The following is a 14,741-nucleotide window of genomic DNA, read 5'->3' as shown; positions in this document are numbered from 1 at the left end:
GGACCGACGGAGTCGGGGGCTTGGAGGCGACAGGTATGCAGATCGTGGGATGGCACATAGAGATGGAGTTCAAGGAGGACGGCAAGCGGACCGAGGCCGCGGCGCTGCTGCGCCTGCGCGACGGTACGGAGCTGCGCTCGCACGCGCACGCCAGCCGGTATCCGGACGACCCGGATCAGCCGGCGGTCGGCGAAGAGATCGCCGCGGCGCGGGCGTTGACCGACCTGACCCGGCAGCTGCTGGACAAGGCGGCGGGCGAGATCGAGTCGTCGACGAATCGGCCGGTTCACTCGCTCGCCTGAGCAGTGCGGGGCCGACCGCGCTCGACGGGGCCGGTGCCGACCGGCGGTTCGCCGCCGGTCGGCACGTACCCGCGCGCTCGGGCCGGGACGGCGGGCGGATGGGGGTGGTGGGCGGTTCGCGGGCCGGGCGCCGGGCGCCGGGGGGTGGGAGCCGTCGGTCGACATCGACTCGTCCGCCAGGCCGGGACGAGGTCCGATTCCGGGTGGCTCCCGTGTGTGTTCCGTGCGTCCAGGACTCTTTCGACGCCGGCTCGCCCGCCCGACCGGGATGGCGGGTGGATGACCGGCGGTGGCCGGTTGTCGGGTGTGTTCCGGAGGATTTGGTGGGGTATCCATTACGCGAATCTCTTGGTGTAATCGATTGATTACCTTGCGTGCTCGCGTGTTGATTGTCGTGGGCCGCGACGGCGGGGGGTAGAGCAGAGCCGATGAGTGTGGCGATCGAGGTACTCGTGATCACCCCGGTCCGGATCTATCGCGACGCCACCGTGCGGGCGCTCGCCGACGAACCCGCGTTGCGGCTGGTCGGGTCGGGCGGCTCCGCCTCGGAGGCGGTCGCCGGCGCACGACGGCTGCGCCCCTCCGTACTCCTGCTGGACCTGAGCACGCCGGACAGCATTCCCGCGATCCGCGCGATCCGACGCGGGACGCCGCAGACCCGGCTGATCGCGTTGGGCGTGGACGAGTCCCGCGACGACGTGATCACCGCCGCCGAGGCGGGTGTGGCCGGGTTCATCGGCCGCGAATACTCGCTCCCGCAGACCACCGCCGCGATCATCGGCGTCGTGCGCGGCGAGGCCTCGTGCAGTCCTCGGATCGCCGCTCTGCTGCTGCAACGCGTACAGTCCCCGACCGTCGCCGCGCAGCGCACCGTGTCGGCGCTGCCCGAGACGCTGACCGCGCGCGAACGGGAGATCCTGTTCCTGATCGCCGAGGGCAGGACCAACCACGAGATCGCCCGGGGCCTGTCCATCGGCCTGTCCACGGTCAAGACCCATGTGCACGCCGTACTGCGGAAGTTGCGCGTCCCGCACCGCGAGGCCGCAGCCGGCCTGCTGCGGGCGACACCCGCCGGCGAACCCCTCGGCCGCGCCCGGGTGGACGCCGACGGCGCACCGGATCGAGCGCTCGGCGCACCGCGCGCCGTGCCGCCACCCGTGTGGGGCTCCCGCGCGCCGCGTACCCGGCGGGCACCGGACCACGAACAACACACCGGTGGCGGACCCACGACCGGATAGCCGGGCCTTCGGGGGGCGCGACGAGCCCACCCGATCGGGTGGACGACGCGCTCCATCCGAGGTGGAGGCGGGCGGAGCCGACCGACGGTCGAGGTCTACTCCCGCGCTCGGCAAAGATCGAACCGGCGGGTGGATGACGCGCTTCGGGCCGATGATCAACGATCACGACATGGCCGTTGCCGGCTCGATCGCTTCGAGCGCACCCGTGGTCCCCGACCTCTCCGACCTGGAGCGGTGGATCGCGGACGTGCTGGCCCGGGCGGTGCAGGCCAACGGGCCCGAATCGGCCGAGAGTTCGCTGGAACGCCTGTACCCCTCCCACGGCGAGGTGCGCGCGGCGCTGGCGGGTGGGCCGAGGCCCGCGCCGGTGCTGATCACCGGGCCGCCGCTGCCCGCCCACCTGGCGCTGCCGCTGGCCCGGCGCGGCTTCGACCCGTTCGACCTCGCCGCGCTCGCGCTGATCCTCGCGCCCGAACTCGACCCGGCGTACGGCCGGGCGATCGCCTGGCTGCAACGCGACTCCGGGCAGCCGTACCCGACGCTCGACCTGCTCGCCCGGCTGTGCTGCGAGACCGGGGAGGACCGGGCGGCGGTCGCGGTACGGCTGTCCGCCGCCGGTCCGCTGCTCCGGTGCGGGCTGGTGGAGCCGGTCGGCGGGCGTTCCGGACCCTCCTACGCGGGCGCCGTACGGCCCTCGGCGGTGCTGCTGCGCCGGTTGTTCGCGATCGGCCGACTCGACGACGCACTCGCCCCGTTCGCGACGCTGGACACCTACGCGCCGGTCGACGCGCCCGACCCGATCGCCGCCGCCGCGCTGGTCGCCCGGCTCGTCGGCGACGCGCCCTCGCTCACCCACCTGTCCGGCGCGCCCGCCGCGACCTGCCTGGACGTCGCGTGGTGGAGCGTGGCGCGGGCCGGCCGGCAGGTGCTGACCGCGCGGCCCGAAGCGCTCGCCGATCCGGCCCTGCTGCCCGGACTGGCCGCCGAGGCACTGCTGCGCGAGGCCGTACTCGTGGTGGACACGCACGCCGGCGGCCCGCCCGACGCGGTGTGGGAGCGGTTCACCCACGCCGTCGTGGTCGGCGGCCCCGACACCCTCGCGCCCACCGGTCCCGACGTGCCGGCCGAGCGGGTGGCCGCGCTGTCGGTTCGCCGTGCGGTGGGCGTGCCCGGCGGCCTGGCCACCGCCCTGGCCGCACACGGCGTCGAGGTCGCGAGCACGCCGGGCGCCGACCCGCCGGCCGGCTGGACCCACCTCGCCGGGCCGGAGTTGCGGCACACCCTGGACGCGGTCGCCGCCCGGGCTCGCGGTCGGGCCGAGCCCGGCACGCCGCTGCGCACCACCGCGGCCGAGGTCGTCGACGTCGCCGCCCGGGTCACCGGCGGCGAACTGGGCCGACTCGCCACCCGGTTGGGCACCTCCGACGACTGGTCCGCGCTGATCGTCCCCGACGACGTCGGGGAGCGGCTGCGTGACGTGTGCGCCCACCTGAGCGCCCATCGCACGGTGCTCGACGCATCCGGCTTCGCCGACCGGCCGGGTCTGGGCCGCGGCGTGTCGGTGCTGTTCGCCGGACCCAGCGGCACCGGCAAGACGTTCGCCGCGCGCCTGGTCGCGGGCCGGCTCGGGCTGCCGCTCTACCGCGTGGACCTGGCGTCGGTGGTGTCCAAGTACATCGGCGAGACCGAACAGAACCTGGACGCCGTGTTCACCGCCGCCGCGCGCACCGACGCCGTGCTGCTGTTCGACGAGTGCGAGGCGCTGTTCGGCAAGCGCAGCGAGGTGCACGACGCGCGCGACCGCTACGCCAACCTCGAAGTGGCCTATCTGCTCCAGCGGTTGGAGGACCACGACGGGCTCGCGGTGCTGGCCACCAACCTCCTGCACCACATGGACGACGCCTTCATCCGGCGGCTGACCTACTGCGTGCACTTCCCGTTCCCGCAGGCCGCCGAGCGGCGGCGGATCTGGCAGGGCGCCTGGCCGGCGGCGCTGCCCCGGGACGTGGACGTCGATCTGGGCGAACTGGCCGAGCACTACCCGCTCTCCGGCGGCCACATCCACAACGTCGCGGTCGCGGCAGCGCACCTGGCCGCCGCCGAGGGGCGCGCGGTGGACCGGGCGGCGGTGCTCCGGGCCATGGAGCGCGAATACGACAAGATCGGCCCGTCCCCGCAGGCCCCCGCCACGATCGGGGTGCGGTGATGGCGGCGCCGACGAAGGCGGGGCACACCGCCGCGCACCTGCCGGCCGAGTTGGAGGCGCGGGCCGAACGGGCCCGGCCGCTGGACGCGGCGCTGCGCGGCTCGATGGAGCGCTCGTTCGGCACGTCCCTGGCCGACGTGGTCGTGCACACCGACGCCGACGCGGCGGCGTCGGCCGACCGGCTCGACGCGAAGGCGTACGCCGTCGGTCGGCACGTCGTGTTCGGCCCCGGACGCTACGACCCGCACTCGACCGCAGGCCGGGCGCTGATCGGCCACGAACTCGCGCACGTCGTGCAGCAGCGCCGCGGCGGCCCGCGGCCGGGCCCGCAGGGCGTGCACCCGTCGGGTACCGCCGCCGAAGGCGCCGCGCACACGGCGGGCGCCCGAGCCGCCGCCGGCCTGTCCGCCCCGGTTGCGGGCGGCACCGCGCCGGGTGTCTCCCGGGCGCCGAAGAACGGGGCGGAAGAGGAGGCCGAACGCGCCGAACTGCGGGAGAATCGCGCCGCGGCGATGGTCGCGCTGGGCGCCACCGAGGGCATCGCCCTGGAGGTCACCGGCGCCGTGGACACCCTGATCGGCCTCGGCTACGGAGCACATGACGCGGGCCGCCTCGGCGTGCGCAAGGCGGCCTCGCTGCTCGGCCTGTCGGGCGACCAGACGAAGCTGGTCCAGGCGTGGTACGAGGGAACCTCCGGCGGATTCGTCCTGGACGCCGTGCGCGACCGGGCCAAAACCGCGGAACTGGTCGACCCGTACACCGGTGTACCCGCGCTTTCGCCGGGGGTTACGAAGGCGGGCAACCTGACCGAGGCGTACTACGACCGGGTCAGCGGCGGCCACGCGCCCGACGACGGCAGCCTGTTCAGCGACCGCGAGCTGACCCAGATCGCCGTGCAACTCGGGGTGAAGACCATCCTCGCCTACACCGGAGGAGAGGAGGTGCTCCTCGCGCTCAAGGTGCTGGGCGTGGCGAGTTCGGTCGAGGCGATCCTGAACGCGATCAACGCCAATCCGCAGGGCTGGCCGTCCGATTCGCGGTTCTGGCTCCAAGTCGTCGGCGCCGTGCTCAACGTGGCCGGGCTGGCCGCGTCGTCGGCGGGCAAGCGGCTGGCGGCGCTGATGCTCGACGCGGCGCCGGCCACGTTGTCGACCGCTCCGGCCGTGCGGAAGTTGTGGGTGGATTGGAAGGGCGCGCACGGCCCGGATCGCGACGCGGTGGTCGAACAGGACCTCAAGGAGGTGGTGCGGGCGCTGATCGCGGTGATGCACCAGATCCTGCTGCACGCCGCCGGCTACCGACGCTCGAAGGCACCGGGCGGCGGCACGGGCGGTACGGAGGGCACCGGCGGCCAAGAGCATGCCGGGCCGCCCGTGAAGCTGCCGCAGTCGGCCGCCGACGCGCATGCCGCGGGACCGCCGCCGGCGCCCGCGCACGCCGGTGCGGGAACGGCGCCGATCGCGCCGACCACGGCCGGCCCGGCGACACCCGCGCCACCCGCCGACGCCGCGCCGGCGGCGACGCCGAAGCCGGCCGTGAAGTCCGGTGGGAAATCGGCCGGCGGGTCCGCCGGTGCCAAGGGGCCCGGCAGGAAGTCGCCAAGCAGGCCCAAGACCGCGTCTGCGGACCCGAAGCCCGCCCCGTCGACCACCGGGCCGGCTCCGATCGAGCCGGCGCCCGGTACGGCCGCACCCGCCGAGGCGAGGACGAGCGCCCCGAAGAGCGCCGCGAAGGAGGCAGGTGCGAAGGCCGCGAAAAAGGCCCCGGCGGCCCGGACTCCCGGCCGGAAGGCCCCCGCACAAAAGGCGCCCACACCGAAGCCGGCCGGGAAGAAGGCCGCCGCGCGGAAGGCGACCCCCAAGAAGACCGCGGCCGAGCGGAAGACCACCGGCAAGCCCGTCGCCGGCAGTATTCCCGGCCAGGTCGGACGGACCGAGGCCACCCCGGTCCAGCCGACGCGGCAGGACAGGCGGCAGCTGGTCAAGGACGTTCGCGCCCGGGCCAAGGCGCTGCGGGCGGAGGCGCGGAAGGACCCGTCCGCCGTCGACCGCCTGCGCGAGCTGTACGAGGGCCAACCGGACCACGTGCTCGGGGCGTTGAGCGACGATCCGGTGGCCGCGCAGGTCCGGGACCGCCGCCGGGTGCAACAGCAGAAGGACGAACTCGCCAGGATCGACGCGAGCGACTTTCGCCCGCCTCACGAGGCCACGGTCCGCGTGCTCGACCCCGACGGGCGTGTCGTGCACAACGAGTCCCTGCGCAGCGGCGGCGTCACCCCCGAACAGCGTGCGGCCCGCGGCCTGAACCGGGCCAACCAGGACAGCCACACCGAGGCCAAGGCGGTGGCGCGGGTCCCCCTGACGGCCGGTCAGCGAATGTATATCACCGGTCAGTACGACCCGTGCGGTTCCTGCCGCGCCGCGATGCAGGAGGCGGCCCTGCGCAGCGGCGGGCGGATCAACTACTGGTGGCCCGGCGGGCCACCCGAAGGCATCTGGTTTCCGATCGGCTCCGGCGGTGCGCGATGATCGACATCCTCGACCTGATCATCCGCGAGACGCTGATCGCCGGCGTGCCCGGCCTGACCGGTGCCCGGATCGGGTTCCAGCCGCCCGACGACGACTGGCGGCAGCGGGTGGGCACGAGCCCGGGCGTGTGGGTCAACTGTGCGCTGGTCGATCTGCGCGAGGACCGGCACATGCGGCAGAACATCCGGCAGCGGATCACCACCGGCACGGTCACCGTGGAGCGGCCCGAGCCGGCGCGGATCCGCTGCCACTACCTGATCACCGCGTGGAACGCGGCCAAGGACAGCCCGCAGATGCCCGCGACCGAGCAGGAGCACATGGTGCTCGGCGCGGTCCTGGCCGTGCTCCTGCACGCCGACCCGCTGGTCGCCTCCGCCGTACTGACACCCGACCGACTGGCCGGGGTGCCCGAGGTGTTGCGCGAGGCGGAACTGCCCGTCGAGGTGGTGCCGCCGGAAGGGTTCGGCAAGCTTGCCGAGTTCTGGGGCACGGTCGGCCGGGCCACCTCGTGGCGCCCCGCCGTGTACCTGATCGTCACGATGCCGGTCCCGGAGGCGGATCGGCACATCGACGGCGTGGTGCACACCGTGCTCACCTCGTACGCGGGCACACCGCCCGACGGGCCCGCCGAACAACTGGCCGACGTGGGCGGTCTGGTGCTCGACGCCACCGCCGGCCCCGGTGTGCCGCCGGTGCCGGTGGCCGACGCCCGCGTGGTGCTGCTCGACGCGGCGGGCGGCGAGGCGATGCGCGCCCGCAGCGGCGCCGACGGACGCTTCGTGGTGGTCGACGTGCGGCCGGGTGCGTACACCGCGCTGGTCACCGCCGCCGGACTGCCGCCGCCGGCGCCCACCCCCGTCCAGGTCCCCGGTTCCCCCGACGCGCTGATCGAACTGCGCTTCACCTGATCACCCGATCACCTGAGAGGACGTCCGCCATGGCCGTGCAGGTCTCGTACCCCGGCGTCTACATCGAAGAGACCGAGCCCGCCGCGCCCATCCAGGGCGTGTCGACCAGCATCGCGGCGTTCATCGGGATCACCGCGCAGGGGCCGATCGCCGAACCCACCCTCGTGACCAGCCCGGACGCGTTCACCGCGCTGTTCGGCCCGCCCGTCGACGGTGGCGATGTGCCCTACTACCTGCCGCTCGCCGTGGACGGCTTCTTCCGCAACGGCGGCACCCAGTGCTTCGTGCTGCGCGTGGGCACCGCGACACCGGCCGGGGTCGACCTGCCGGGGAGGGCCGCCGGGGCGCCGGCCGTAGCCCGGGCGGTGGCCCGCCTCGACGGCCCGGACGGCGAGGGCGGCTCGGTGAAGATCGCCGACTCCAGCGCGCTGGCCGCCGCGTTGACCGCGGCCGGCGCCGGTACCGACCTGCCCGTGGTCCGGGGCGGCGCGAGCATCACCGCCGTCGACGCCACCCGGAGGGTGCTCACCGTGAACGCGGTCGACGGCCTGGCGGTGGGCGATCGGGTGGTGGTGGCCAAGGGCACCGACCGGCAGACGTTGCGGGTGAAGTCGGTCCAGGCGCCGGACACGGTCGTGCTGGCGAGCGGCCTGTCGGGCACCGTCGACTTCGCCGGCGGCACCGTGACCGGCGACGATCTCGCCGCCGGGGACACCGTGTTGCGGCTGACCGTGCCCGCCGTGATCGCGCTGCGCCCACTGGTCCCGGTCGGCTCGTCCGTGCGGATCTCCGACGGCACCAATACCGAGTGGGGCATCGTCGCGGCGGTCTCCAACGACACGATCACGCTGCGCAAGCCGCTCGCCAAGGCGTACAAACTCACCGCGCCGACGCGGGTGGCCACCGCCGAGTTCGACCTCACCGTCACCGACCGCAACGGCCGGGCCGTCGGCTATCCGGGCCTGTCCACCACCCCGTCGCATCCGCGCTGGTGGGGTGGGCCGACGGTGGCGAGCGACTACCTGCGGATCGTGATCGCGGCCGACGCGCCGATCCCGGCGGGCGATCCGCGCCCCAAGGCCGGAACGTACGCCCTCGCGGGCGCCGCCGCCGACGTGCCCGCCACCTCCTGGGCCGACGTGGCGAACAAGATGCCCCAGCACCTGAACCTGCTCCGCCCGATCGACGAGATCAGCCTCGTACTCGCGCCGGGCTGCACCGACACCGGCGCACAGCGGGCGATCGTCGAGCACTGCGAGTCGTTGTACGACCGCTTCGCGATCCTGGACAGCCTGCCCGGCGTCGACGTGGTCACGGTCAAGGCTCAACGCGCCGACCTCACCGGCGCGTTGGACAAGGGATTCGCGGCGCTCTACTACCCGTGGATCCAACTCCGCGACCCCGCCAAGCAGGCGGTGGTCCTGCAACCGCCGTCCGGCCACGTGGCCGGGATCTACGCGCACACCGACGCGACCCGAGGCGTACACAAGGCCCCGGCCAACGTCGGCATCGCGGGCGCGCTCGGCCTGGAGCGGCGCCTCAGCGACGCCGATCAGGGCCTGCTCAACCCCGACGGGGTCAACGCGCTGCGCATCCTGCCCGGACGCGGCTCGCCGGTGGTGTGGGGCGCGCGCACCACCACGGGCGATCGCAACTGGCAGTACGTCAACGTACGACGGTTGTTCCTCTACCTGGAGGAGTCGATCCAACTCGGGCTGCGCGGTGCGGTGTTCGAGCCGAACGACCTCGAACTGTGGGGCAAGCTCAAGCACACCCTCACCGAATTCCTCACCCGGGTCTGGCGCGACGGCGCACTGTTCGGCGCCAAGGCCAAGGACGCCTTCTTCGTCCGCATCGACGAGGCGCTCAATCCGCCGAGCACCCGCAAACTCGGGCTGCTCTACATCGAGATCGGCGTACAGCCGGTCTACCCGGCCGAGTTCATCGTGGTCCGGATCGGCATCTGGGACGGCGGCGCGGAGGTCAGCGAGCAGTAGCGGGCGCGCACGGCGGCGCGACACCGACCGGTACGACACCGACCGGTACGACAGGGCAACGGCAACGACAGGCAGCGGAGGGCGCCGTGAGCACGGGCGATATCCAGGATCCCTTTGTCAATTTCAACTTCAAGGTCGAACTCGACGGGATCATCCGCGTCGGCTTCCACGAGGTGAGCGGCCTCGACGCGACGGTGGACGTGATGGAACACCGCGAGGGCGGCTGGAACATCACCCCGTACAAGTTCCCCGGCCAGGCCAAATTCGCCAACATCATGCTCAAGTGGGGCATGACCACCGACACCGAACTGTACGACTGGCACCGGCAGATCGTCGAGGGCGACATCGTCCGCAAGAACGGCGCGGTGCTGCTCCTGGACCGGCGCGGCGTGGTCACCTCGCGCTGGAACTTCGTCCGCGCCTGGCCCACCAAGTACACCGCCCCGCCGCTCACCGCCGAATCCAACGACATCGCGATCGAGACCCTGGAACTGGTCCACGAGGGCCTGGAGCGGGTGCAGTGACCATGTTGCGGATCGAACACGACTTCACCCTCCCGGTCGGACTCCTCGGCGACGACGGCACGTTGCACCGCGACGGGACGATGCGGCTGGCCACCGCCGCCGACGAGATCCTGCCGCTCGCCGACCCGCGCGTGCAGCGCAATCCGGCCTATCTGTCGGTGATCCTGCTCAGCCGGGTGGTCACCCGGGTGGGCGCGGTCGAGACGGTCACCCCGCGCACCATCGAGACGCTGTTCGCCGCCGATCTGGCCCACCTCCAGAGCCTGTACAACCGGATCAACAGCGTGGACGAGCCGGACACGGCGGCCGAGGGATCCTGCCCGAACTGCGGCGAGGAGGTCCGTCCGGGCCACGAGCGCCTGGGGGGATCCGCGGATATCCGGTCGATCGGCTGAGGGAGGAGATCGCCTTCGTCGCCTACCACCTGCACTGGTCGCACGCCGAACTGATGGACCTCGACCACGCCGAGCGCCGCCGGTGGGTGGAGCGGGTGTCGGCGATCAACCAGCGCCTCAACGAGGCGGCGGGCGGCGGCTGACGTCGCGGATGTGAGAGTGCCGAGTCCAAGCCGGCGCGGCGGGCGTGGATGTGCGTCCGAGCACTACGGGCGTCGGGCGCGAAGGGGAGCACCGGTCATGAGCGTGGGTATCGGGAAGGGAGTTCGACCGTGATCGTCACGGGAGCACGTCCGCCGTCGGCGGGGTGGCCGGTTCGGGCCGCCGCCTCCTCGATGCTCGCCGCCGTTCGGGCCCGGGTCGAGCCGGGCGCCGGGCGGGGCCGGGCGACGCGGGTCGAGGGGCGGGTGTCCGGGGCCGCGTTCGTGCTGCGGGTGGCGCCGCGCGCGCCGAAGCCTCCGAGGCTGCGGGCGATTTCCGGGCGGGTCGCGGATATTCGGCGGTGTGCGCATGTGCGGCTCGACGTTCGGGTGAGCCTGCCGCCGATGGTGGCCCTCACGCGGGTCGAGCGGGTCGACGCGGGTGCGGCGGCCGGGCTCGGGGCGGTCGGCGGGCTGCCGGTACCGGTGTTGCGTACCGGGTCCGCCGCGGCCGGCTGTGCGGTGGTCGAACGGGCGCGGGTGACACGGGAGTTGTACGAGCGGGGTGCCGGGCACGGTCGGCGGATCGAGGAGCCGGGCGGACGGCCGACCGCGACGTCGCGCGGTGCTCGGCCCGGCCCGCCCGGGGCAGCGTCTTTTGCGCGGCCCCCGACCGCGTTGACGTTTGCCGCCGCTGCCCGACCCGCCCCCGACGCCGCCGTGCCCGGATATCCCGCCGATCCGATCGCGCGGGACCGGACCGCGCAGCCGCCCCGCGCCGCCCCGGCCGTCTCCGCGCTCACCTCGGCGGATCTGCCGCGTCTGGTGGACGGCGTGGTGCGGGAGATCGACCGTCGGGTGCTCGCCCGCCAGGAGCGTCGGGGGTGGAGCCGATGACCGTGATGGAACGCGCGACGATCACCAATTCCGTCACCGGCAAGCTCACCCGCGTGTTGTTCAACCCGGAGGACTACACGGTCAACCGGGAGACCACCTACGCCCAACTCCCGGTCCCCGGACTGTCCGCGCCGATCGTGCAGTTCGTGCACGGCAACGCGCAGACCCTGGAGATGGAGTTGTTCCTCGACTCCCTGGAGGCGAACGACCAGGCGGGCGCGGGCAGCGACGTGCGGGTCCTGGTGCGCCGCGTCGTCGACCTGATGGACATCGACCCCACGCTGCACGCGCCGCCGCCGCTGGTGTTCGCCTGGTCGAGTCTGACCTTCACCTGCGTACTGACCCGGGTTGCACAGAAGTTCGTGATGTTCAAGCCGGACGGCACCCCGGTGCGGGCCCGACTGAGCGTCACGTTCAGCGAGTTCCGCAACGTGGACATGGAGGCGAAGGAGGTCAAGCGGCAGACCTCCGACTACACCAAGGCGCATACCGTCGTGGCCGGCGAGACGTTGCAGTCGATCGCCTGGCGCGAGTACGGGTCCGCCACCGCGTGGCGGCCGATCGCGCTGCACAACGGGCTGGACGACCCGCGGGTGTTGGCCGTCGGCGACACGCTGCACATCCCGCGCCTGCCGTACCGGGATCGTGGTACCGACGAGGTCTTCGACGCGCCGCCGCCGGAGGTGCCGGCATGACCGTGTTCCCGCACTACGCACCGGAGATGCGGTTGCGGTTCGCCGGGCGACCCGCGCCGGCCGCGGTGCGTGGCTCGGTCACCGGGGTCACCTGCCAGACGGGCATGGGCGACGCGGACCGCTTGGAGGTCTCGCTCGCCAACGAGGCGCTGCGTTGGCTGGACGATCCGCTGTTCGGGCTCGACACCGAGGTGAGCATCGCCCTGGGCTACGCGCCGGACGAGCCCCGCCGGTTGTTCACCGGCGAAGTGGTGGGCAGCGAGGCGACGTTCCCCGCCGACGGTATGCCGATGTTGCGGGTGATCGCGCAGGATCGCCGGACCCGGCTCGCCGCCGCCTCGCCCGCGCGCTGGTTCGGGGTGCCGGTGCCCAAGCTCGGCGTACTGCCGCTGCCGGACCCGGTGGTCGCGCCGCTGCTCGCGGTCGAACACGGGATGATTCCGCTGCTCGACCCGCTGGGCGCGTTCCTGTCCGCCGCCCTGGGTGTGGTCGACGTGGTGGCCTCGGTCGAGGACCCGAGCATGCGGCAGCGGGTGGTGCGGCGGCAACACTCGGAGACCACGCTCGACTTCCTGCGCAAGATCGCCGCGGAGAACGCGTGGGAGCTGATCGTCGAGCACGACAGCGAACCGTCGGGTTTTGTGCTGCGGCTGATGTCGCCGGCCGCGTATCTGTCGCCGGACGTGACGCTGCGGTACGGGAGTTCGCTGATCGAGTTCAACCCCCGGATCAGCACCGTCGGCCAGGTGGGGCGGGTCTCGGTGCGGGTCTGGCGGTCGGAGATCGGCCTCGAACTGACCATCGCGGTCGGCTACGACTGGGACCGCCGGGCGCTGACCATCGAGGTGGCGCCCGGGTTCCAGGGGCCGGAAGGTCAGGGCGGCCCCGCGCGCGAGGTGCTGCTCGTGGACGAACCGGTGACCATCGCGACCGCGCCGCGACTGATCGTGTCCAAGCTGCTGCCTCGGCTGAACCGGCGTACCACCGCGAGCGGTTCGTGTGTAGGCGATCCCCGGATCACGGCGGGGCGGGTGTTGCGGATCGAGGGTGTGGGGGAGACGTTCGGCGGCCTGTGGCGGGTGGTCTCGGCCCAGCACACCCTCGACGGCGGCGGCTACCGCACGTCCTTCGACCTGCGCAAGGAGATCTGGTTCGGGGGAATCCCGCCGGCCGCACAGGGTGCGGTGCGGGTGCAGGGCGGGCTGTTGTCGCTGCCGGCGCCCAATTCGTAGGTGGCCTAAGTGAGTTGTTGCCGCCGAACGCCAAATGCCCAACGCCGACTGTCGACCACCGACCGAAGCGCCGACCGAATCCGCCACCGATGACCACCACCCGCGCCGTGTGCGCGGACCGGACCGATGTTCCGACCGCTCGACTTCCCGGGAGGACCGGCATGTTCGAACCGCTCTTCGACGCCCTCGACGACATCCACGAGTCGGACAGCCCCCGGGTGACCGGCGTCGCACCCGCGACCGTGGTGGACAACCTCGACCTGACGGGGGCCGGGCGCGTGCAGATCCGGTACGCGTGGTTGCCGGGCGTCGAGCCGTGGGCACGGGTGTGCGCGACGGTGGCGGGAAACGGGTCGGGCGTGTGGTTCATGCCGCAGCCGAACGACGAGGTCCTGGTCGCGTTCCGCAACGGCGACGTGCGCGAGCCGTACGTGCTCGGCGGGCTCTGGACGATGACCTCGCGCCCGCCCGCGGCGCTGCCCACCGACTCGATCACCAAGCGGGTGATCCGTACTCCCGTGGGCCACGAAATCGCCATCGACGACCTGGTGCAGAAGCTCACCCTGAGCCACACCCTGGGCCACTCGATCGAGATCGCCGCGGACGGGATCACCCTGTCGGTGGCCGGCGGCGCGGCGGAGATCTCGCTGAGCGCGTCCGGCGCGGTGACCATCACCGGTACCCGCTCGGTGGAGGTGACCGGCCTGGATGTGAGCGTCAAGGCCGGCAACGGCCTGACGGCGAACGCGACTCGGGCGGACATCCAGGCCGCCGCCACGTGCAGCATCCAGGGCGCGCTCGTGAAGATCAACTGACCCGCCGGGCCGGGTCCGCGCCCACGACGTCGCATCCGAACGCACCCCCGGCCACCCCATGCGATCCCACCACACCCGAGGAGGCAGCCGTGCCTGCTGCAGCGCGTGTCACCGACCCCACCGGACATCCCGGCATGGTCGCGGGACCCGGCGTGGCCACCGTGCTGATCGGTGGCCTGCCCGCCGCCGTCCAGGGCGACATGCACGCGTGCGCGTTCCCGCCGCCGGCCGCGCACCCGCCGTCGCCGTTCACCAAGGGCTCGGCGACGGTGCTCGTCGGCGGTCGCGGCGCGCTGCGGCAGGGCGATCTCGCCGGCTGCGGTGCGCCCGTGGTGGCCGGCGCGCCGACCGTGCTGATCGGAGGTTGACGGTGGCCGAGCCGAACGCGCCGCTGAATCCGGATCCCGCGCAGCGCACCCCCGACGACGCCGCCGTGCTGGGTCGGGGCTGGGCAGCGCCCGCGCACCTGGATCCGCTCGGCGAGGCGGCGCAGGCGTCCGGGCCGGAGAAGGTCCGCCAGTCGGTGCTGCTGATCCTGGGCACCAGGCGCGGCGAGCGGGTGATGCGCCCCGACTTCGGCGCGGGCCTGGAGGACCTGCTGTTCGAACCGGTCACCGCGGCCACCGCCGCCGTGGTGCGGCTGCGGGTGGAACAGGGCCTGATCGCCTGGGAACCGCGGATCGACGTGCTCGGCGTCGAGGTGTCGGTGGCCGACCGGGCGGCGGGCCGGCTGAACGTGAGCATCGACTACCGGATCCGCGCCACGAACACCTTTTACAACCTGGTCTACCCGTTCTACCTGCACGAGGGAGCAACCAGGTGAGGGCATCGAGGGGGCGTGCGGCGCTTGGGCGTGGGCGAGGC

The 14,741-nt window shown here is 73.1% G+C and carries 15 protein-coding genes; all 15 read left to right on the top strand.

Annotated elements, in window-relative coordinates:
- The first annotated feature begins 35 nt into the window (after window positions 1-35).
- The 15 genes from ACWGR4_RS18320 to ACWGR4_RS18250 all read left to right on the top strand — a co-directional run bounded on the left by ACWGR4_RS18320 (window position 36) and on the right by ACWGR4_RS18250 (window position 14,700).
- Window positions 36-302 carry a DUF1876 domain-containing protein gene (locus tag ACWGR4_RS18320; RefSeq protein ID WP_380002618.1) on the top strand — a complete coding sequence of 89 codons (267 nt, stop codon included), beginning with the start codon at window positions 36-38 and terminating at the stop codon, window positions 300-302.
- A gap of 428 nt (window positions 303-730) precedes the next feature.
- Window positions 731-1,540 carry a LuxR C-terminal-related transcriptional regulator gene (locus tag ACWGR4_RS18315; protein ID WP_452129178.1) on the top strand — a complete coding sequence of 270 codons (810 nt, stop codon included), beginning with the start codon at window positions 731-733 and terminating at the stop codon, window positions 1,538-1,540.
- Window positions 1,541-1,709: 169 nt separating this feature from the next.
- Complete coding sequence (locus ACWGR4_RS18310; protein ID WP_452129179.1) at window positions 1,710-3,746, top strand: AAA family ATPase; 2,037 nt, start codon at window positions 1,710-1,712, stop codon at window positions 3,744-3,746.
- The gene (locus ACWGR4_RS18305) at window positions 3,746-6,274 is read left to right on the top strand and encodes an eCIS core domain-containing protein (RefSeq protein ID WP_452129180.1); all 2,529 of its coding nucleotides are present in this window, start codon (window positions 3,746-3,748) and stop codon (window positions 6,272-6,274) included. The genes ACWGR4_RS18310 and ACWGR4_RS18305 overlap by 1 nt, the downstream gene beginning before the upstream one ends.
- Window positions 6,271-7,182 (top strand): Pvc16 family protein, encoded by a 912-nt coding sequence (locus ACWGR4_RS18300; RefSeq protein ID WP_452129181.1) that lies wholly within the window; start codon window positions 6,271-6,273, stop codon window positions 7,180-7,182. The genes ACWGR4_RS18305 and ACWGR4_RS18300 overlap by 4 nt, the downstream gene beginning before the upstream one ends.
- 29 nt (window positions 7,183-7,211) lie before the next feature.
- Window positions 7,212-9,179: a phage tail sheath family protein gene (locus ACWGR4_RS18295; protein ID WP_380002613.1), complete on the top strand. Its 1,968-nt coding sequence runs from the start codon at window positions 7,212-7,214 to the stop codon at window positions 9,177-9,179.
- An 86-nt stretch (window positions 9,180-9,265) separates the two neighbouring features.
- Complete coding sequence (locus ACWGR4_RS18290) at window positions 9,266-9,703, top strand: phage tail protein (protein WP_078981626.1); 438 nt, start codon at window positions 9,266-9,268, stop codon at window positions 9,701-9,703.
- 2 nt (window positions 9,704-9,705) lie between these two features.
- On the top strand, window positions 9,706-10,098 hold the full coding sequence (locus tag ACWGR4_RS18285) for a hypothetical protein (protein WP_380002670.1): 393 nt from the start codon (window positions 9,706-9,708) through the stop codon (window positions 10,096-10,098).
- Window positions 10,017-10,241 (top strand): DUF6760 family protein, encoded by a 225-nt coding sequence (locus ACWGR4_RS18280; protein WP_452134217.1) that lies wholly within the window; start codon window positions 10,017-10,019, stop codon window positions 10,239-10,241. The genes ACWGR4_RS18285 and ACWGR4_RS18280 overlap by 82 nt, the downstream gene beginning before the upstream one ends.
- Window positions 10,242-10,370: 129 nt before the next feature.
- Window positions 10,371-11,135 (top strand): hypothetical protein, encoded by a 765-nt coding sequence (locus ACWGR4_RS18275; protein ID WP_452129182.1) that lies wholly within the window; start codon window positions 10,371-10,373, stop codon window positions 11,133-11,135.
- Window positions 11,132-11,830, top strand: a complete 699-nt coding sequence (locus tag ACWGR4_RS18270) for a CIS tube protein (RefSeq protein ID WP_380002611.1) — start codon at window positions 11,132-11,134, stop codon at window positions 11,828-11,830. The genes ACWGR4_RS18275 and ACWGR4_RS18270 overlap by 4 nt, the downstream gene beginning before the upstream one ends.
- Window positions 11,827-13,062 carry a phage late control D family protein gene (locus tag ACWGR4_RS18265; protein WP_452129183.1) on the top strand — a complete coding sequence of 412 codons (1,236 nt, stop codon included), beginning with the start codon at window positions 11,827-11,829 and terminating at the stop codon, window positions 13,060-13,062. Before ACWGR4_RS18270 ends, ACWGR4_RS18265 begins: the two co-directional genes overlap by 4 nt.
- Window positions 13,063-13,223: 161 nt before the next feature.
- Window positions 13,224-13,877: a phage baseplate assembly protein V gene (locus ACWGR4_RS18260; protein ID WP_380002609.1), complete on the top strand. Its 654-nt coding sequence runs from the start codon at window positions 13,224-13,226 to the stop codon at window positions 13,875-13,877.
- An 89-nt stretch (window positions 13,878-13,966) separates the two neighbouring features.
- Window positions 13,967-14,245: a PAAR domain-containing protein gene (locus ACWGR4_RS18255; protein ID WP_126638728.1), complete on the top strand. Its 279-nt coding sequence runs from the start codon at window positions 13,967-13,969 to the stop codon at window positions 14,243-14,245.
- A 2-nt stretch (window positions 14,246-14,247) separates the two neighbouring features.
- Entirely contained in the window at window positions 14,248-14,700 is a 453-nt protein-coding gene (locus tag ACWGR4_RS18250; protein ID WP_380002608.1) for a GPW/gp25 family protein, read from the top strand.
- The last annotated feature ends 41 nt before the right edge of the window (window positions 14,701-14,741 follow it).

It is taken from the genome of Embleya sp. NPDC055664 (genome assembly GCF_053618075.1).
This window is presented reverse-complemented; position numbering and strand designations above follow the sequence as displayed.